Source organism: Agromyces bracchium, assembly GCF_009709675.1.
GTDB lineage: Bacteria > Actinomycetota > Actinomycetes > Actinomycetales > Microbacteriaceae > Agromyces > Agromyces bracchium.
Genome location: NZ_WMLB01000003.1, coordinates 55,976 through 75,416, shown reverse-complemented (window position 1 = coordinate 75,416; position 19,441 = coordinate 55,976). Strand labels below are relative to the sequence as shown.

The 19,441-nt window shown below is 71.4% G+C and carries 18 protein-coding genes; 10 read left to right on the top strand and 8 right to left on the bottom strand.

Annotated features, from left to right (window positions below):
* The first annotated feature begins 38 nt into the window (after positions 1 to 38).
* From GJ743_RS01035 to GJ743_RS01005, 7 genes are all read left to right on the top strand, one after another.
* Positions 39 to 1,079: a permease gene (locus GJ743_RS01035; RefSeq protein ID WP_230386252.1), complete on the top strand. Its 1,041-nt coding sequence runs from the start codon at positions 39 to 41 to the stop codon at positions 1,077 to 1,079.
* Positions 1,069 to 1,875 (top strand): TIGR03943 family putative permease subunit, encoded by an 807-nt coding sequence (locus GJ743_RS01030; RefSeq protein WP_155050083.1) that lies wholly within the window; start codon positions 1,069 to 1,071, stop codon positions 1,873 to 1,875. Before GJ743_RS01035 ends, GJ743_RS01030 begins: the two co-directional genes overlap by 11 nt.
* Positions 1,865 to 3,292 (top strand): hypothetical protein, encoded by a 1,428-nt coding sequence (locus GJ743_RS01025; protein ID WP_155050082.1) that lies wholly within the window; start codon positions 1,865 to 1,867, stop codon positions 3,290 to 3,292. Before GJ743_RS01030 ends, GJ743_RS01025 begins: the two co-directional genes overlap by 11 nt.
* A 75-nt stretch (positions 3,293 to 3,367) precedes the next feature.
* Positions 3,368 to 3,907: a hypothetical protein gene (locus GJ743_RS20050; RefSeq protein ID WP_155050081.1), complete on the top strand. Its 540-nt coding sequence runs from the start codon at positions 3,368 to 3,370 to the stop codon at positions 3,905 to 3,907.
* 263 nt (positions 3,908 to 4,170) lie between these two features.
* Positions 4,171 to 5,061, top strand: a complete 891-nt coding sequence (locus GJ743_RS01015) for a serine protein kinase RIO (RefSeq protein WP_155050080.1) — start codon at positions 4,171 to 4,173, stop codon at positions 5,059 to 5,061.
* Between the two features lie 134 nt (positions 5,062 to 5,195).
* Positions 5,196 to 5,768: a YceI family protein gene (locus GJ743_RS01010; RefSeq protein ID WP_155050079.1), complete on the top strand. Its 573-nt coding sequence runs from the start codon at positions 5,196 to 5,198 to the stop codon at positions 5,766 to 5,768.
* Between the two features lie 202 nt (positions 5,769 to 5,970).
* Entirely contained in the window at positions 5,971 to 7,428 is a 1,458-nt protein-coding gene (locus tag GJ743_RS01005; RefSeq protein ID WP_155050078.1) for an MFS transporter, read from the top strand.
* 69 nt (positions 7,429 to 7,497) lie between these two features.
* Here the strand turns inward: GJ743_RS01005 and GJ743_RS01000 are convergent, their stop codons facing one another.
* Positions 7,498 to 10,095, bottom strand: a complete 2,598-nt coding sequence (locus GJ743_RS01000; RefSeq protein WP_155050077.1) for an ExeM/NucH family extracellular endonuclease — start codon at positions 10,093 to 10,095, stop codon at positions 7,498 to 7,500.
* Between the two features lie 189 nt (positions 10,096 to 10,284).
* On the bottom strand, positions 10,285 to 10,866 hold the full coding sequence (locus GJ743_RS19880; protein WP_328288667.1) for a MarR family winged helix-turn-helix transcriptional regulator: 582 nt from the start codon (positions 10,864 to 10,866) through the stop codon (positions 10,285 to 10,287).
* A gap of 216 nt (positions 10,867 to 11,082) precedes the next feature.
* Between GJ743_RS19880 and GJ743_RS00990 the strand changes: the two genes are divergently transcribed.
* A complete protein-coding gene (locus tag GJ743_RS00990) occupies positions 11,083 to 11,901 on the top strand; it encodes a MarR family winged helix-turn-helix transcriptional regulator (protein ID WP_155050075.1) in 819 nt (272 codons plus the stop codon).
* Positions 11,902 to 11,946: 45 nt separating this feature from the next.
* Here the strand turns inward: GJ743_RS00990 and ubiG are convergent, their stop codons facing one another.
* The 6 genes from ubiG to GJ743_RS00960 form a co-directional block, all read right to left on the bottom strand.
* Positions 11,947 to 12,717 carry a bifunctional 2-polyprenyl-6-hydroxyphenol methylase/3-demethylubiquinol 3-O-methyltransferase UbiG gene (gene ubiG, locus GJ743_RS00985; RefSeq protein WP_155050074.1) on the bottom strand — a complete coding sequence of 257 codons (771 nt, stop codon included), beginning with the start codon at positions 12,715 to 12,717 and terminating at the stop codon, positions 11,947 to 11,949.
* A 27-nt stretch (positions 12,718 to 12,744) separates the two neighbouring features.
* Complete coding sequence (locus GJ743_RS00980; RefSeq protein WP_155050073.1) at positions 12,745 to 13,347, bottom strand: nucleoside deaminase; 603 nt, start codon at positions 13,345 to 13,347, stop codon at positions 12,745 to 12,747.
* Between the two features lie 102 nt (positions 13,348 to 13,449).
* Positions 13,450 to 14,250 carry an ABC transporter permease gene (locus tag GJ743_RS00975; RefSeq protein ID WP_155050072.1) on the bottom strand — a complete coding sequence of 267 codons (801 nt, stop codon included), beginning with the start codon at positions 14,248 to 14,250 and terminating at the stop codon, positions 13,450 to 13,452.
* Between the two features lie 10 nt (positions 14,251 to 14,260).
* The gene (locus GJ743_RS00970; RefSeq protein WP_230386251.1) at positions 14,261 to 15,250 is read right to left on the bottom strand and encodes an ABC transporter permease; all 990 of its coding nucleotides are present in this window, start codon (positions 15,248 to 15,250) and stop codon (positions 14,261 to 14,263) included.
* Positions 15,251 to 15,334: 84 nt separating this feature from the next.
* Positions 15,335 to 16,522, bottom strand: coding sequence for an ABC transporter substrate-binding protein (locus tag GJ743_RS00965; protein WP_155050071.1), 1,188 nt, complete (start codon positions 16,520 to 16,522; stop codon positions 15,335 to 15,337).
* A 78-nt stretch (positions 16,523 to 16,600) separates the two neighbouring features.
* Positions 16,601 to 17,650, bottom strand: coding sequence for an ABC transporter ATP-binding protein (locus GJ743_RS00960; RefSeq protein WP_155050070.1), 1,050 nt, complete (start codon positions 17,648 to 17,650; stop codon positions 16,601 to 16,603).
* Positions 17,651 to 17,800: 150 nt separating this feature from the next.
* Here GJ743_RS00960 and GJ743_RS00955 point away from each other — a divergent pair, with 150 nt between their 5' ends.
* Together GJ743_RS00955 and GJ743_RS00950 are read left to right on the top strand one after the other, a co-directional pair.
* Complete coding sequence (locus tag GJ743_RS00955; protein WP_155050069.1) at positions 17,801 to 18,589, top strand: FadR/GntR family transcriptional regulator; 789 nt, start codon at positions 17,801 to 17,803, stop codon at positions 18,587 to 18,589.
* A complete protein-coding gene (locus tag GJ743_RS00950; RefSeq protein ID WP_155050068.1) occupies positions 18,586 to 19,377 on the top strand; it encodes a PDC sensor domain-containing protein in 792 nt (263 codons plus the stop codon). Before GJ743_RS00955 ends, GJ743_RS00950 begins: the two co-directional genes overlap by 4 nt.
* Positions 19,378 to 19,441 lie beyond the last annotated feature (64 nt).

Sequence of the window (19,441 nt, the reverse complement as noted above, 5' to 3'; positions counted from 1 at the left end):
AGCGCCGACCTCCCCCGCCCCAGGCCCGTGCAGGAACGATGACCCCTCCGACGACGACCACGCGCCGCCGCGCCCGGATGACGGCCCAGTCGCCCCGGCGGCCGCTCGGAACGATCGGGCTCGCGATCGGCCTCGCAGTCGTCGCACTGTTCGCCGCGATCCGCATCCTGACGCCGGAGGACCCCGGCACCGCGCTCGCCGACGCCGTCCAGGACTTCGTCACGCTCTCGGCGAGCGTCGTCATCGAGAGCCTGCCGTTCGTCTTCCTCGGCATCGTGCTCTCCATCGCCGTGCAGCTCTGGCTGCCGCCCGACTTCCTCACGCGACGGCTGCCGGCGAACGGATTCCTGCGGCGCGCGTTCATCTCGCTCCTCGGCATCCTGCTGCCCGTCTGCGAGTGCGGGAACGTGCCGCTCGCGCGCGGACTGCTCCAGCGCGGGCTGACGGTCGGCGAGTCGATGACCTTCCTGCTGGCGGCACCGATCCTGAATCCCGTCACGATCATCACGACCTACCAGGCGTTCGGGTGGCAGGACGGCATCCTCGTCTGGCGCATCGTCGGCGGGTTCGTCATCGCCAACCTCGTCGGCTGGGTGTTCAGCCGGCACCCCGACCCGATGTCGCTGCTCACGCCGGCCTTCCAGGCCGCCTGCGCCCGTGAACATGCGGATGCCGCAACCACGCCGCGGCGCGGCGCGCGCATGTTCGTCGAGGAGACCTCGGCGATGCTCCCCGCGCTGTTCGTCGGGTCGGCGATCGCCGGGTTCATCCAGGTCGCGGTCTCCCGCGACATCCTGATCACCCTCGGCCAGAACCCCGTGCTGAGCGTCTTCGCGCTCATGCTCCTCGCCTTCGTCGTCGCGCTGTGCTCGAACGTCGACGTCTTCTTTGTCCTGGCGTTCGGGTCGACCTTCATGCCCGGCGCGATCGTCGCGTTCCTCGTCTTCGGGCCGATGATCGACGTGAAGATGCTGGCGCTCATGCGCACGACCTTCACGACGCGCACGCTCGTCCAGTTGACCGCGATCGTCGCCCTCGCGAGCGCCGCGCTCGGACTGGCGGTGAACCTTGCTGCATAGCCTCGTCTCCCGCTGGAAGGGCGTCGCGCTCACGCTGGTCTCCGTCGTCGCCGTCCTGTGGCTCGCGGCGACCGAGCAGCTCGGGCTGTACATCAACCCCGACTACGCCGCCTTCACGGTGGTCATGACGATCATCGGCGGCACCCTCGCGCTCGCTGCGCTCGCCCTCGCACCGGTGCAGGACGACCACGAACACCACGCGGTCGGCGCCGACGACGAGCACGAACACGAACACAGCCACCACGTGCCCGCGGCGCGGGCACGCCGCGTCGGGCCGGCGCGGCGGCGGATCCGAACCGCGTCGGCGATCGTGATCGTGGCCGGAGCCGCCGTCGCACTGCTCGTGCTCCCGCCCGCCACACTGACCGCGCGGACCGCCATCGACCGCGACGTCGAGGTCACCGCCGCCGAACTCGCGGCCGACGCGCCGAGCCTGGCCGGCGCGGATCCGTCGACGTTCGACATCTCCGACTGGGCGCTGATCGCGAACCAGTTCGACGACCCGGCCGAGTTCGGCGGGATCAAGATCGAGCTCGCGGGCTTCGTCTCGCCCGTGCCCGGCGACCCCGACGACAGCTTCTACATCACGCGGTTCAAGATCACGCACTGCGCGATCGACGCCCGGCCGGTCGGCGTTCCGGTCCACCTGCCGGGTTGGAGGGAGCAATTCTCGGTCGACGACTGGGTCGTCGGCACGGGCGAGCTCGCCGCCGATCCGACCGACCAGGACGGCCTGGCGCTCCTCCCCGGCACGGTCGGAGCGACGGATGAGCCGGGGCAGCCGTATGTCTACTGATCACCGGAACCCGCGCGAGGGCGACCGGGCCCGGCAGGCCGAAGGTCGCCGGTTCCGACGCGGACTCACCGCGACGATCGGCGTGCTCGCGGGGGCATCCGTCCTCCTCGGCGCCGCCTCGCTCACCCAGGGCCCGAAGCTCGCGGACGCCGCCATCGACGTCGAGCGCGCCACGACCCTCGCCGGCTCGCGACTCGTGCTCGAGCTCAACCAGCCCGTCGACCGGGTCGACGGCGACGTCGTGGTGACGCCGGACGAATCCTTCGAGCTCGAGATCGACGGTGACCGGCTGGTCGTGTCGTTCGACGAGCCGCTGCCGTACGACGAGGCGGTCACCGTGACGATCGACGGCGTGGTCGGCACGGCGCAGCCGGCGGCGGCGACGATCGAGTACCGGTTCACCACTGCGGACGAACCCGTGCACACCCTCGTCCGGCGCAGTCCCGAGGGGGAACCCGACGTCGTCCGGCGGTCCTCGGTCGGCGACCCGACCCCGGAGGACGTGCTGGAGGCGCCTCGCCTCCGCTCGTTCGCCCACGCGGGCGACGTCGTCGTGGGCGTCGCGATCGAGGACGACGGCTCGAACTCGCTGCGTGTCGCCGGGATCGGCGACACGACGCAGACGATCGCGTTCCCGGAGCCGGGAACGGTGAACTCGATCGGCGGTTCGACCACCCAGCCCCTCGTCGCGTACACGTTCAACCCGGCCGCCGGGGATGCGGAGCCGGCCCCGCAGAGCGTGCTCTACACCCTCGACGTCTCCGGTGCGGCGGCGGAACCCGTGCCGGTGCTCGGTCCCGACGGCACGCCGGTGACGGTCAACGACTGGGTGTTCGTCCCCGGGACGACGTCGGTCGTCGTGCAGGACGTCGACGGCGCGGTCTTCCTCGCCGACGCGCTCGGCCTCTCGCCCGCCCAGCCCCTGGGGACCCACGCCGAACTCCGCGGCATGCTGCCCGGAACGACCGACCTGATCCTGGCGGATCCGGATCGCGGAACCATCCTCGACCTCGAGACCGGCGAGGCGCGCGAGAACGTCCTCCCGTCCGCCGAGCTGCCCGACGAGGCCTACCCGGGACACGTCATGCAGCTCGACGACACGGGGACCCACCTGCTCGAGGTCCTCATCGTCTCCGGTGACGGCGTAGGCTCGGTCGCGACCGAGGCGCTCCTCGCCCGGGTCGGCGAGGCCGAGACGGTCGTGCTCCACGCGACCGGCGCCGACAGCCGACGACTCGCGACCTGCGTCTCGCCGAACGGGCGCCTGGTCGCCGTCGAGACGGCGCCCATCGGGGCCGATTCGGACGGCTATCCCAACGCCCCCTCGCTCGTCGGACGGCTCACCACCATCGTCGACATCGAGACCGGCGAGGTCGTGCTGACCCAGAACGGCGGCTCGTCGGACTGGTGCCACTGAGACGCGATCGCCCCCACCGGGCGACTCGGGGGCATCCCTGAGGCGCCGAGGCCGCCCCGCGCCTATGATCCGGCCATGAACCGACACGCCGTCCCCATCGCGGCCGCGAGCCTCGCCCTCGCCGCGGTGCTCGCCGGATGCACCACGACGCCACGGACGGACCCCTCGCCGTCACCCGCGACCTCGCCCGCGACCCTCAGCCCCGAGCCGACGACCGCTCCGGAGGCGGAACCCACCTGCGAGGACGTGCTCGTCCAGGCGGAGTACGACCGGCTCGCCTCCAGTGGGCTGACCGCCCGGCAGGACGCGTTCCCGCTCGGCCAAGCGATGATCGACCTCGTCGACGACGGCGCCCTGCACTGCATCTGGGCGGCCGACCAGAGCGATGTGGCCCTGTGGGTCGCACGGCTCCCCGAATCGGACGAGGCGTGGGCCGCGCGACAGTCCGAACTGCTCGCGGCCGGATGGACGGAGGCCGACGAACCGTTCACCGGCACTCTGACCGCCCCGCCCGACTACGACGCGAACTACCAGCCGGCGATGGTGCATGTCGACGGCGTCACCTACTTCGTGAGCACCGACGACGTCCTGACCTCCGTGGCCGACCTGGCCTGACTGATCAGGTCGGGCGCACGAAGTCGGTGGGTGCGCGACCCTTTACGGATGCCGCGGCGCGGCGTATGCTCATGCGGGCCGCGCCACGCGGCATCCGTCGCCCGATCGGGGCGACCACCCCGCCCGAAGCGGGCCGAGACCGGAAGGAGTGAAGCGATGAACACCGTCCTTGTCGCGCGTATCGCAGACACCCTTCCCTGCGAGGCCGCCCGCTAGCATCCGCGAACGGTGGCCTCCACGATCTCGGAGACACCACCGTGAACATGCTGTCGTCACTGGACGATTCCGCCGCGCGATCGCGCGCGGCCACCGCTGCGCCGTTCGGCGCGGCATCCGCCTCACTCGCCTTCTCGGACGTCGAGCCCGGCGAGGACCAACGCTGGTCGACCTGGCCGGCGACCCAGCCCAGCGAGCGCGGGCCGCAGCCGCGGCCCGAGTGGCTCGTCACGTCCGCCGCGGCGATCGACACCGAACTCGGCATCGTGAAGACCGGCAAGGAGGCCGACCTCTGGCTGATCGAGCGCGCCGTTCCCGGCGCACCCGCCGAGGTGCCGGGGAACGCGACGCTGCTCGCCGCGAAGCGCTACCGCGGCGCCGAGAACCGGCTGTTCCACCGGTCGGCGATCTACACCGAGGGGCGCGGCACGCGGCGCTCGCGCGACGTGCGCGCCGTGCAGCGCTCGTCGTCGTACGGCCGCGAGGTCGCCCGCGTCGAATGGGCGTACGCCGAGTTCGCGGCGCTCTCGAGACTCACCGAGCTCGGCGCGGCCGTGCCGTACCCCGTCCAGGTGAGCGAGACCGAGGTGCTCATGGAGTTCATCGGCGACGGGCGCGTCGCGGCGCCCCGGCTCGCCCAAGTGCGGGCGACGCCCGACGGGCTCCGCGACCTGTTCCACCAGATCGCCGGGTTCATGCGGACGCTCGCGCACGCGGGCCTCGCGCACGGCGACCTCTCGCCGTACAACCTGCTCGTCGACCGCGGCCGCGTGGTCGCGATCGACCTGCCGCAGGTGGTCGACGTGGTCGCGAACCCGAACGGGTTCGACCTGCTGCACCGCGACTGCGTGAACGTGTGCGAGTGGTTCACCCGGCAGCGCCTCGAGTGCGACGCCGAGGAGCTCTTCGCCGAGCTCGTCGGCGACGTGACGCGGTGACGCCGCCGGGTCCGACGACCCGCCGATCGGGCGCCTCGAACGCGCCCGATCGGCGCGGCAGACCCGCTCGTGGCATCCGATCAGGCTCGGGATGAGAGACTGTGGGAGTTTTGGTGAACGACCCTGGGGAGATCATGACCGACACGCGACCCGACCTGAGCGGCGACTGGGACCTCGACCCCGGCCACACGCGCATCGGCTTCTCGGCCAAGCACGCGATGGTGGCGACCGTCCGCGGCGCCTTCAACGAGCTGACCGGAACCCTGCACGTCGACTTCGACGACCCTGACGCGTCGACGGCCGAGATCGTGCTCAAGGTCGCGAGCGTCGACACGCGCAACGCGCAGCGCGACGAGCACCTGCGCAGCGCCGACTTCTTCGACGCGGAGACGTACCCCGACATCACCTTCCGCAGCACGCGGATCGAGGAGGTCGGCGACAACGCGCTCGTGGTGTCCGGCGACCTGACGATCCGCGACGTCACGAAGCCGATCACCATCCCGATCGAGTTCACCGGCGTCGAGACCGACGCGTTCGGCGCGCTCCGCGCCGGCTTCGAGGGCACCCGCCGCATCGACCGGCGCGAGTTCGGCCTCGAGTGGAACATGGCGCTCGACTCGGGCGGATGGCTCGTCTCCGAGAAGATCACGCTCGAGTTCGAGCTGTCGGCGATCAAGCGCGAGGCCGCGGCCGAGTCGGCCGCCTGACGCGAGGGGCCGGGGAGCCGGCCGGGGAGTCCGACGCGGAGCCGGGTGAGCCCGGCGCCGCGGATCGGGCACGCGGATGAAGCGACCGCGTGCGGCTATCGCGCACGGAGTCGGAGGCGCTAGCCTGCACGGGATCGACGCGGATCGGCTGGTCCGGGCGCGCCGTCACCGCCCGTTCACCCCACGTCGGAAGACTCCCCACATGACCGACCAGCCCCAGTCGCCCGAACCTCCGCACCCGACGCGTCCCGGCGTCGTCACTCCGCCCCTGTCGACCGCCGAACTGCGCGCGGTCACCGGCCTCGAGCTGCAGGGCGAGCGCATCGTCCCGAGACGGCAGGTGTGGTCGTGGGCGCTCTGGGACTGGGCGACCCAGCCGTTCAACTCGGTCATCCTCACGTTCGTCTTCACGGCGCTCTACCTCACGAGCGACTGGTTCCTCGACCCGGCCGTCGCGGCACTCGGCGAGGGAGACCCCGCGTACGAGCGCGGGCTGGCGGAGCTCGCGAGCGGCCTCGGCTGGGCGATCACGATCGCGGGCATCCTCATCGCCCTCCTGGCCCCCGTGCTCGGCCAGCGAGCGGATGTCGCGGGCCGTCGCAAGCTCTGGCTGGGCGGCGCGACGGCGGCGCTCGTCGCGTGCATGCTCGGCCTCTTCTTCGTGCAGGGCACGCCGTCGTTCTTCGTGCTCGGGGTCTCGCTCATCGCGGCCGGCACGGTGTTCAGCGAGATCGCGGGCGTGAACTACAACGCGATGCTCGTGCAGGTCTCCACGCCGAAGACGGTCGGCAAAGTCTCCGGACTCGGCTGGGGCCTCGGCTACCTCGGCGGCATCGTCGCGCTCGTGCTCGTCGTCGTCGCGACGGCGTTCGACTGGTGGGGCATGCCGACCGACGACGGTCTCGTCTACCGGGTGATCGCCGTCGGCTGCGCGGTGTGGACGCTCGTCTTCGCCTGGCCGGTCCTCGTCTACGTGCCCGAGGCGCCGCCGGCGCCCGGCCGGGAGCGGGTCGGCTTCTTCCGCAGCTACGCGGTGCTCGTGCAGGACATCGTGCGCCTCTGGCGCGAGTCGCGGCCCACGTTCTGGTTCCTGCTCGCGAGCGCCGTGTTCCGCGACGGGCTGGCGGGCGTCTTCGCCTTCGGTGCCGTCATCGCCGCGGTCGCGTTCCACTTCACCTCGAACGAGGTCATGATCTTCGGCATCGCCGCGAACCTGCTGGCGGGCGTCTCGACGATCGTCGCCGGGCGCTTCGACGACCGGTTCGGCCCACGGGCGGTCATCCTCACGGCGCTCGGCGGGCTCGTCGGCGCGGGGCTCATCGTGTTCTTCCTGCACGACGCCGGCAAGCTGCCGTTCTGGATCTTCGGCCTCGTGCTCACGCTCTTCGTCGGCCCGGCGCAGGCGGCGTCGCGTTCGTTCCTGGCGCGCGTCACGCCGGCCGGTCGCGAGAGCGAGATCTTCGGCCTCTACGCCACCACGGGGCGGGCCGCGAGCTTCCTGTCGCCGCTGCTCTGGTCGATGTTCATCGCGATCTTCGGCGCGACGTACTGGGGCGTCCTCGGCATCGTGCTCGTGCTGGCCGCCGGGCTCGTGCTCATGCTGTTCGTCCGCGTGCCGCAGCGGGCGACGGATGCCGCGGCCGCTCCGGGTACGCGATAGCGACGCACGCACGACGACGGCGCGCCGCCCCGGGGAGGGGAGCGACGCGCCGTCGGGCTGGGGGCCGGACTACGGTCCGACCGTGACGGTCACCTCCTGGGTGGTGGTGTTGCCGCTCGGGTCGGTCGCCTCGAAGACGAACGTGTACACGGCGCCCTGGCGAGCGAGCACGCGCGCCTCGGTGTCGGAGATCACCTCGACCTGGGCCTTGTGGCCCTCGGCCGTCGCCTCGACGAGCTCGACCTCGACCTCGCCCGAGTCATCAGTCGCCTCGATGTCGAACGTGACGGTCCGCCACTTGGCGTTCGGCGGGAAGACCACCTCAGGGTCGACCGTCACCGAGAGCTCGGGCGCGATGAAGTCGAAGCCGACGATCACCGGGTCGTGGTCGCTCGAGCGGTACGCGTCGGGAGCGAAGATCGCGTCCTGGGCGTCCTGCTTGAACCCCATGAGGTAGTCGAGCAGGTCGGGCTCGTCGGCGTTGACGGACCACGTCGACGCGCCGGTCACCTCACCGGCGAGTCCGCTGCCGACGAGACCGTAGTCGAGGTAGCCGAGCTGGCCGTCGAACACGTACGAGTACGCGTTCTCGCCCTGCTCCTGGAGCAGCAGGTCGGTGTAGCCGTCGTTGACCAGGGCCTGGATCGGGTCCTCCTTGTCGTACGAGTTGAGGTCGCCGATGATGAGCTCGCGGCCGGCCTCCGCACCCGTCGGTCCGGTGGCGAGCCAGTCGGCGAGCGCCTCGGCCGCAGCCGTGCGGGTGAGGTTGCAGTTGCCCTGCCCGTCGCCCGTGTCGGGGTCGCCGACGTCGTTGCAGTCGCTGCCCTTCGACTTGAAGTGGTTCACCACGACGGTGACCTCCTCGCCCGTCTCGACGTCGGCGAACGTCTGCGCGAGTGCCGGTCGGTTGAGGTCGGTGTTGAAGCGTGCGTCGACGCTCTCATCGAGGATCTTGAAGACACCTGCGAGCTCGACTTCGGACGGCTTGTAGATGAACGCCGTCGTGATCTCGTCGGTGCCGATCACCCCGGTGTCGACGGCGGCGTACACCTCTGCGCCGAGCTTCTCGTTGAGTGCGGCGACGAGCGTGTCGAGCGCGCTGACCTCGTCATCGCCGTTGTTCTCGATCTCGATGAGGCCGAACACGTCGGCGTCGATCGCCGAGATCGCGCTGACGATCTTCGACTCCTGCCGCTCGAACTCCTCGGGCGTGGCCGCACCCCTCGAACCGAGCGTGGTGAAGTAATTCAGCACGTTGAAGCTCGCGACGGTGAAGTTACCGCCGACGTCCGGCACGTCGGTGCGGGGATTGACCGCGGTGTAGTCCGCGCCCAGCGTGGGCTGGACCCGCCACAGGCCGAACCGGTAGTCGAGCACGCCCGTCACGTCCGTCACGTGGTCGCCGCCACGGAAGCGGTTCTCGAGGGTGAACTCGGCGCCGTTCGGGTGGATGGCCGGGTCGGGGTTCTGCACGCTGCGAGCGTCATCGAGCGTGATGCGGTTGACCAGGTTGTCCGCAGCCAGCTGCGTGGCTTCGGGCGAGCCCGGCTCGTACACGGCGGTCGGCTGCATCTGGCGCTCGGTGCCGAGCACGATCTCGCCGAAGCGGTCGAAGTTGAAGTACTCGATGATGCTGAGCTCCTGCGGGAGGGTCACGCGCATGCCCTCGAGCGCCTCGTAGGTGGCGTCGTCCCAGGGGAGGGTCACCTCGGCCGCCGGCGGCAGTGCGAGGCCGGTGTCGCACGTCGAGACGACCGTCGCGGTGATCTCGGTCAGCCCGTTGAACTCGCTGACGGTGCCGACGACGTGCACGAGGTCGCCCTCGTCGACCGCGGCGCCGCCCGGTGCGTAGACGAAGACGCCGTCTGAGGTCGCGGGGTCGCCGTCACCCCCGTCCTGCACGTAGTACCCGTTGAATCCGCCGACCTGGAAGTCGCCGATGACCACGCCTTCGATTTCGACGCTCGAGCCGATCAGCGGCGATGCGCTGCCGGAGCCCTGCACCGCTCCGATCGCGACGATCTCGGCGTCGCAGTCGGCGACCGGCGGAGGCGGAGGTGTGCCGTCGCAGTCGACGGTGTGGGAGCCGAGGCCGTCGAAGGTGTTCGTCGCGTATCCGGTCCATTCGGCGGACGGATCGAAGACGTCGTTCACGATCGTGTCGCCGACGCAGACGTTCGCGTTCCGGCGGATGGTGTTGTCCAAGGTCGACGTGAGGCCGGTGCCCCATTCGCTGCCGGGATCGAATCCGACCTGACCGAGCGAGTCGACGACGGCGCCGTCGTGCTTCAGGACGATCGCGTCGTCGCCGTTCCAGAGGTTGTTCGCCGTGATCTGGTCGGCGAACGCGACGAGGTCCTCGTCGGCGAACACGAACGCGTCGCCGGCGGCGACGGTGCCGGTCAGGGCGAACGTGCCTGCGGTCGTCGCCGTGGCGCTGCCGTTGAAGTACACCTCGAGCGAGTAGCCCGTCAGCGGGATGTCGGCCTCGGTGGGGTTGTAGAGCTCGACGGCCTTGTTGAAGGACGTGCCCTCGACGTACTCGCTGATGATGAGGTCGGTTGGCTCCTCCGCAGCCACGGCGGCGGTCGCGGGTACCGCGATTCCCACCGCCATCAGGGCTGCCGCGGTCAGCCCCACGGTCAGGCGTTGGACGGGTCGTTGCATCTCGGCACCTCCGGCACGCGACAGGGGGCCACCCTGACCCCCGGACGGCGTCAGCCTATGGAGGTCCCGGGCGATCGGGAAGGCCTGTCACGTACCGTTCATGCGACGACTGCGAATGTGCAGGTTCGCTCCACCGACCTGCTCACATGAGCACGCGTACCGCGGGGGCGGATCACGCGGCGGACCCGATCACCGGTGCGGCGGATGCGCCCGGCGGAGGCCGTCGGCGAATCGGCCGAGGAGTTCGGCGAAGCGCTCGCGATCCTCGTCGCTGAATCCGTCGAGCGCGGCTTCGATCGCGCGCCGACGACTCGATGTCGCGGCGTGCACCGCCGCGCGGCCATCGTCGGTGATCCGGATGCGCGTGCGTCTGGCGTCGTCGGGATCGGCCTCGCGCACGGCGAGTCCCTCCTCGACGACCGCCTGGACGAGTCGACTCGCACGGGGTTGATCGACGCCCACGGCGCCGGCGAGTTCGGTCACCGACATCGGTCGGTCCGCGGCGTCGAGCATCGCGAGCAGGCGGGCACGAGCGACCGGGCCCACGCGGAACTCCCACGGACCGCGCCCGCCGCCGGGACCGCCTCGGCCGAACGGCCCTCCGAAGGGGCCGCCGTGCGGCCCGCCGAACGGCCCGTGGCGATGGTGCTCTCCGGCCTCGCCGTGCGGCGCCCCCCACTGCGGCCGACCGCCGCGCCGGAGCGAGGCGAGCGCCGCCTCGATGCGCTCGACGGGGTCACCGCCCTGCCCCGCCGGATGCTGCTCGTCCACCCCCCAAGAATACATGTCACTTGACATGCGATGACATTGCATGTCATAGTGCATATACATGTCATGCGACATGGACCGACGCCATTCCCGGCCGACGGTCTCACGTCCGGGGCGCTCGCCCCGACGCCGCAGTCGCGGCACCCCCGAGCACGCCCGCGGACCGACGCGGGCGACGCACATGCACCCGGCGCCGACGCGCGCCACGAGAGGATTCCCATGAACACGAACGATCGATTCGAAGAGCACGACCACGACCACGACCACGACCGACCCGACGAGGCCGACGGCGCGGCCGACGCGCCCGAGACGCCGCCCCGCGGCATCCGGCCACTGGGCTTCTGGCTGAAGGCCGTCGAGCGGCGCATCGCCGCCGAGGTCGACGCCGCACTCGCCGAGGAGGGCGTCGGCCTGCGCGACTGGCGCCTCCTCAACCTCGTCGCCGGAGAGGTCCGCGACGAACGGCTCGAGGCGCGACTGGCCGCCCGCCCGCACAAGCTCGACGACCTCGTCGAGCGCGGCTGGGTCACCGGCGGGCCCGGCGCCTGGTCGCTGACCGACGCCGGGCGCGAGTCGCTCGACCGGCTTACCGAGCGCGTGCAGGCCGTGCGCGACCGCGTGCGCTCGGCCGTCTCCGACGAGGAGTACGCCACCACCATCGCCTCGCTCGAGGCGATGGCCCGCGAACTCGGCTGGGACGAGTCCACGCCCGAGCCCCGTCGCGGACGCGGGCGGCGTCGTCCGGGCTTCGGCCCCGGGTTCGGCCCCGGCTTCGGGCCCGCACCGTGGATGCGGCGCGGCGGCGGCGCCCGATGGGGCACGCCGCCGTGGGCGGTCGGCGGGCCGCACGGCGGGCCGATGCGGCATCCGTCGGCGTTCGACGACTACCACGGTCACGACGTCGACGCGTGCGAGCACCCGCACGACGGGCGCGGTCGCGGTCACGGCCGCCGACACGACGACGTCCACGTGCACGTCCACCTGCACGAGGCGCACGGCGGCCGAGGCGGGCGGCGCGGCGGACACCCCGAGCGCTGACGCTGGTCCGGCCGGTCCGGACGAGGTCCGGGCCGGTCGCCGGCGTCATCCGCTCCGGACCGCGTACCCCAGGTACGACACCCGGACGTCCTCGACCTCGCCGAAGTCGAGCCGCCGACTCAGTTCGCCGTAGCTCATCCGGCCCCGTCGGGTGCGCAGCAGGTCGCGCACGATCGCCGGCAGGCCGGCCCTGGGCGCGAGGCCGACCGTCTCGGCGGCGGCCAGGCCGTGCCGGTCGAGCGCCGCCGAGAGCTCGGCCGGGGTGATGAACATCGCCCAGTCGTGGATCTCGGCGTCCGTGATCCGCGTCCAGCGCCATTCCTGCATCGCGCGGATGACGAGCAGCCGGCTGCGCCGGGTCCGATTGATCGTGTCGTACAGGAACACGCCGCCGGGCCGGAGCACCCGAGCCACCTCGGCGACCACCCGCTCGACGTCGGCCACGTGCTCGAGGACGTCGCAGCAGGTGACCACGTCGACGCTCGCATCGGCGAGCGGCACCTCCTCGCCCCTGCCGAGGCGGTACGCGATGGCGAGCCCACCGGCCTCGGCGTGGGCGCGCGCGGCGGCGATCGCGACCGGCGACGGATCGATCCCCGTGACCGAGAACCCCGACCGCGCGAACTCCTCGGAGAGGAACCCCGCGCCGCAGCCGACGTCGAGCATCCGGCCGCCGGACACGGCCAGCCCTTCGAGGACCCTCCGGAAGTACCGCATCCGCGCGGGGGTGAAGCTGCCGTGCAGCACGTTCAGGGGATTCTCCTCATCCCACCACGTCGCGCCGAGCCGGTCGTAGACGTCGTTGTCGATCCCCATCGCGGCGCTCCCCGGCTGCGCCCGGGCCTACCGCTCGGTCGCGCCGCGCGCGTTGTAGACGACCGCGTCCGACGCGCCGAAGGCACGGAACACCTCGATCGCCTCGTCGCGTCGCACGCCCGAGTGCACGTGGATGCCGCGGCGCTCGAACTCGCCCATCCAGTCGGCCGGCATCGGGCCCTCGTCGAAGCCGGTGAGCCGCTCGCACTCCTCGCCGTCGCCCGCGAGGACGAGTCGCCGCACCCCCGACCACATCGTCGCGCCGTAGCACATGACGCACGTCGCCCAGTTGACGACGAGCTCGAGCTCGGCGCCGCCCGCACCCAGGTCCCACCGGCCGAGCCGGCGCTGCGCGAGCGAGATCGCGGTGACCTCGGCATGCAGCGAGCTCAGCCCGCTCGAGAGCACGAGGTTCACGCCTGCGGAGACCAGTTCGCCGGATGCCGCGTCGACGACGAGCGCCCCGAACGGGCCGCCGCTGCCCTCCCGCCAGTTCCGGTCCGCGAGCTCGATCGCGAGCGCCATCCGCGCGTCGTCGTCGGGGAGCGGTTCGGCCGCGATCCGCGGGAGTTCGGCGACCAGCCAGTCGGGCAGCGCGGCGGAGAAGGACGACGTCGGCGTGGCATCCATGCGCCCATTCTCCACCCGGGCGCCGCCGATCGAGGTGCCGACGGCGAAGCGGGACGGCGCGAGGCGGGGGCGGAGCGTGCGGGTCGCGCCCCGCCCTCGCGGTCACCGCCGCTGCTGCTCGTCTCCGGAGAGCCGCTGCGCGAGCCAGATCGGGATGATCGAGACGAGCACCAGCACGACCGCGATGACCGACACGATCGGCGCCTGGTTCGGCCGGAACATGTTGTTCAGGATGAAGATCGGCAGGGTCGTGACCCCCGACCCGGCGGTGAACGTCGTCACGATGATCTCGTCGAACGACAGCGCGAAGGCGAGCAGGCCGCCCGCGAGCAGTGCCGAGCGCAGCTGCGGGAAGGTCACGAGCCGGAACGTCGTCCAGACGCCGGCGCCGAGGTCGGCCGACGCCTCCTCGAGCTTCGTACCGGTGCGGCGCAGGCGCGCGATCACGTTGTTGAACACGGTCACGATGCAGAACGTGGCGTGCGCGATGACCACGGTCCAGATCGACAGCGGCACGCCCATGATCGTGCGGAAGAAGTTGTTCAGCGCGATACCGGTGATGATGCCGGGCAGCGCGATCGGCAGGATCACGAGCAGGTTCACCGTGTGGCGCCCGAAGAAGTCGAAGCGCTGCAGCGCGAACGAGATGAGCGTGCCGAGCACGAGCGCGATCGCCGTCGCGATGATCGCGACGAACACGCTCGTGCCGACGGCCTCCATCGCGCCGGCCGACTGGAAGGCGCGCTGCCACCACTCGAGCGTGAAGCCGGGCGGCGGCCAGCTGAGCGACGTCGACGTCGAGAACGAGTTGACGAGCACGACGCCGAGCGGCACGTACACGATCACGAGGATGGCGCCGGCCACGATGGCGAGCGTCGTGCGCGAGAGTCGGGAGAGTCGCATCCGTCGCCCCTTAGAGGTTGTCCAGGGCGCCCGTGCGACGCACGAGCGCGAGGTAGCCGAAGATGATCGCGATCGGGATGAGCGCGATCGCCGCCGCGAGCGGCAGGTTGTTGGCCGCGCCCACGTTCGTGTAGACGAGGTTTCCGAGCATCTGGCTCGCGCCGCCGACGATGTTCACCGTGATGTAGTCGCCGAGCGAGAGCGAGAAGCTGAAGATCGTGCCGGCGATGATCGCGGGCAGCGCCATCGGGAGGACGACGTGGCGGATGGTCGGCCAGGTCTTGCCACCGAGGTCGGCGGATGCCTCGAGCAGCGAGTCGGGCACGCGCTCGAGCCCCGCGAAGATCGGCAGGATCACGTACGGAAGCCACAGGTACGACAGCGTGATGACCGTGGCGGGCAGGCCGTAGCCGGGCGTGTGCAGGCCGAACGGCGCGAGCACCCACTCGAGGATGCCGTCCTGCGAGAGCACCGAGCGCCAGGCGTAGGCCTTGACGAGGTAGCTCGCCCAGAGGGGCATCAGCACGGCGATGACGAGGATGCGGCGGGCGCGCGGCGAGGCGACCTTCGCCATGTAGAACGCGATCGGCAGCGCGAGCGCGACGTCGATGATCGTGACGAGGAGCGCCACGCCGATCGTGCGGAACGTCACGGTCTGGTACAGCGACCCGGTGAGCACCGTGATGATGTTGTCGAGCGTCCACTCGGTCGTGATCTCGCCCGTGAAGCTGTCCACCGTCCAGAACGCCGTGACGAGCAGCGCGGCGAGCGCGACGACGTAGACGAGACCCAGCCAGAACAGCGGGGCAGCGAGGAGGAACCCGAGCCGCACGCGCGGGTGCGAGCTGAGGAAGACCGACGCACGGCGCGCCGGCGTCGCCTTCGGCCTCGGGATGCCGCGCCGGGGCGCTCCACCGGGTGCCGTGTCGGCGCGGTCGGGCTCGGGCGGGTCGGATGCCGCGCCGCGAGCGGATGCCGGTGCCGTCGCGTTCATCGTCATGCTGCTTCCTGTCGGGTGGTGCTCGGGGGAAACGGGGGTGTGCGGGCCGGGGAGCGTGCTCCCCGGCCCGCGCGGGCCTTCAGGTCAGCCCTTGATCTCCTGCCACGCAGCGGTCCACTGCGCGTAGTCGACGCACTCGACGTCGGTGCGGCCGTCGACGCACTCGGCGATCGGGGTCGTCCAGTACCAGATCTGCGAGGCGTACTCCTCGTCACCGGCGTGGTAGGCCTCGCAGTCCTCGCGGTACTCGCAGGCCTCCTGGCTCGACGGAGCCTCGCCGAAGTAGGCGGTCGCGGTGGCGTTGGCCTCGGGGCTCGCGATGTAGTCGAGCCACATGTAGGCGCAGTTTACGTTCGCCGCGTCGGAGGCGACCATCCAGGTGTCCGACCAGCCGGTCGCGCCCTCTTCGGGCAGGACGACCTCGGTCGACGCACCCGAGCCGGCGAGCACGTTCTGGATGACCTGCCAGGTCGTGCCGACGACCGAGTCGCCGGTCTCGAAGGCCTGGATCTCCTTGAGGTAGTCCGACCAGTACTCGCCGATCGACTCGCGCTGGACCTTCAGCAGGTCGACCGCGGCCTGGAACTGCTCCTCGTCGAGGGCGTAGGGGTTCTCGATGCCGAGCTCGGGCTGGTGGTGCATGAGGTAGACGGCCGCGTCGGCGATGTAGATCGGCGAGTCGTAGGCGGTCACCTTGCCGGCGTTCTCGCCGGCCTTGTCGAACACGACGTCCCACGAGGTGGGCGCCTCGGCGAAGGTCTCCGTGTTGTACATGAGCAGGTTGGCGCCGTAGCCGTGCGGGACGCCGTAGCTCTGCCCGTCGACCGAGTTCCACTCCTTCTCCTTGAGGAAGTCGAAGATGCCCTCGTAGTTCGGGATGAGGTCGGTGTTGACGGGAGCCACGTCACCGCCCGCGATGAGGCGGAGCGTCGCGTCGCCCGAGGCGGCGACCACGTCGTACTCGCCGGTCTTCATGAGGTTCACGGCCTCGTCGGAGGTGCCGTAGGTCTTCGAGGTGACCTCGCAGCCCGTCTCCTCCTCGAAGGGCGTGACCCAGTCGACGTCCGGGCTGTTCGAGCCGTCCTCGACGTAGCCGGGCCACGCGAGGATCGAGACCTGGCCCTCGGCCTCGCCGAGCTCGGTGAGGGTCTCGTCGGTCGACGCGGAGTCGCCCGACGTGGTGCCGCAGGCGGTCAGGGTGAGCAGGGCGATCGAGCCGATCGCCAGGCCGACGGTCGCGCCGCGGCGCGCCGTGCGCGGGGTGCGCATCATGGTTCTCTCCTGGTTTCTCTTGGTGGGTGGAGGTGGTGCGTTCGGTGGTCGAGTAGGCCCGCAGGGCCGTATCGAGACCTAGGCGGCCGGCGCGGATGCGACATCCGCCCCGCCCAGCGCGACGACGTCGTCGTCGTGCCAGCTGACGACGACGCGGTCGCCGCGTTCGTCGTCGTGGACCCGGTTGCGGTCGTTCTGCTCGAGCACGCTGACGCGCACCCCGGCGTCGAGGTCGACGACGAGGCGGATGCCGCTGCCGAGGTAGATCGTCTCGACGACGGTGCCCGGGGCGTTGCGCACGTCGGCGCCGGTCTCGCCCGAGCCGACCGACATCTTCTCGGGGCGCACGGAGTGCACGCCCCCGCGGCCGAGCAGCTCGCGCGAGACCGCGTCGTCGAAGAGGTTCGACGTGCCGACGAAGTCGGCGACGAAACGCGACGAGGGCCGCTCGTAGAGCTCGGCGGGCGTGCCGAGCTGCTCGATGCGCCCGTTGTTGAAGACCGCGACGCGGTCGGAGAGCGTGAGCGCCTCCTCCTGGTCGTGCGTGACGAAGATGAAGGTGATGCCGAGCTCGCGCTGGATCTCCTTCAGCTCGACCTGCATCTGCTCGCGGAGCTTCAGGTCGAGCGCGCCCAGGGGCTCGTCGAGGAGCAGCACCTTGGGCTGGACGACCGTGGCGCGGGCGAGCGCGACGCGCTGGCGCTGGCCGCCGGAGAGCTGCGAGGGCTTCCGGTCGCCCATCTGCTCGAGCCGGACCGACGCGAGGGCCCGGCGCGCCCGCTCGATGCGCTCCTTCCGGCCGATGCCGCGAACGCGGAGGCCGTAGGCGACGTTCTCGAGCACGCTCATGTGCGGGAACAGCGCGTAGTCCTGGAAGACCGTGTTGACGTCGCGGTCGAACGGCGCGCGCTTGGTGACGTCGTCGCCGAAGAGCTCGATCGTGCCGCCCGTGGGCTGCTCGAAGCCCGCGATGAGCCGGAGCACGGTGGTCTTGCCCGACCCCGAGGGGCCCAGCATGGAGAAGAACTCGCCCGCGGCGATCTCGAGATCGACGTGGTCGACGGCGGTGACGGCTCCGAACTCCTTGGTGAGTCCGGTGAGCCGGATGGCCGGCTGCGGGTCGGTCATGGGCCTCTCCTTCGATGGCGTGGTTCCTAATCCTATGAATCCATATGTCATAGTCCAGAGGTTCGTGTTACGGTCGCATCACGGATTCGCCGGGACCGCCCCCAGTCCGGGGGGTGGGCGGGTCCCCGGGTGCTCGATCGAGGAGGACGGATGCCGCACGCCACCGCGCGCGCCGACGCCGCCCGCGCCGTCGTCTTCTCGCCGCTCGAAGGTGCAGGCCGCGCCGAGCTCGTCGAGCAGCGCCTCACCGATGCCATCGCCTCCGGCGTGCTCCGCGACGGCGAGCGCCTCCCCAGCGAGGCCGACCTGGCGAAGTTCCTCGGGGTCGCACCCGTCACCGCGCGCGAGGCGCTCGTCGCGCTCCGCCACAAGGGACTCGTGCGCACCCGCCGCGGTCGCGACGGCGGCAGCTTCGTCACCTACGACGACGACGTCTCGCTGCGCCTCACCGAGGAACGCGTGCGCGCGATGAGCCGCATCGAGCTCCGCGACCTCTCGCTCCACTACGCCGCGATCGCCGGCATGGCCGCCGAGGTCGCCGCCGACCGCGCGAGCGACGACGACCTCCAGAGCCTCGTCGAGATCGACGCGCGGGCCGACCTGGCCTCACCCGGCGGCGCGCGCCGCGCCGTCGGGCGGTTCCAACTCGAGGTGGCCGCGATCAGCCAGTCCCCCCGCCTCGTGCACGAGGAGCTGCGCCTCCAGGCCGAGACGGGCGTCCTGCTCTGGATGTGCCTGCGCGAACAGGAGTACCGTGACCGCACGAGGGAACACCGCCTCGAGGTGATCGCCGCGATCCGGGCAGCGGATGCCGCGTCCGCCCGCCACGCGACCACGACGCACATCGGCTCCGCGGTGGAATGGCTCATCGACGAGAAGGTGCGGCTCGAAGCCGCATCGGCGCCGTCCCTCGCACGTGAGGAAGGGAGCACGTCATGACGCAGGCCGTCGCCACCGGCGCCTCCGCGATCGCCGGGCGCATCGCCGACGTGATCGACCCCGTGTTCGCCCTGATCGACGGCTGGCAGCACGACCTCGTGGAACGGCTCTCGGCCGAACCCGAACCGCGCGCCGCCGACCTCGACCCCGCCGTCGCGGCGACCGTCGCCGCCGAACTCGACCGGCCGGGCACCCTCATCACGGGCGCCGGCTTCGTCGCCGCGCCGGGCTACCTCGCCGACGCGCCCTGGCACCTGGCCTGGTGGCTGAGCGACGGGAACCCGTTCCGCGGCGTGCCCGCCCGCGGCATCCGTCGCCTCGACGCCGTGAGCGACCCCGACGCGGAGTCGTTCCGCGACTACACGACGCTCGAGTGGTGGCGCGTGCCCGAGCGCACCGGCTCGCGGCACCTGACCGGGCCCTACGTCGACTACCTCTGCACCGACGACTACACGGTCACCGTGACGACGCCGGTGACCATCGACGACGACATGATCGGGCTCGTCGGCGCCGACATGTACGTGGCCCGGCTCGAGCAGGTGCTCCTGCCGGTGCTCCGCGACGCCGACCGAACGCTCACCGTCGTCAACGCCTCGGGGCGCATCGTCGTCTCGACCGATCCGCACCGGGCGACCGGAGCGCTGCTGCGGCTCGACGGACTCCCCGAGGCGCTCGCGCCGCTGCGCGAGGCGGAGGCCGAGGGTCGCGTGACCGACGCCGTCCGGCTGCCGGGGGGCGCGGACGTCGTGCCGTGCGGCGACACGTCGCTCGCGCTCGTCGCCGAATAGCGGCATCCGCTCGCACCTGACGCCTCGAGGCCGGGGTGACCGAGCGCGAAACACGCGCCCGCTA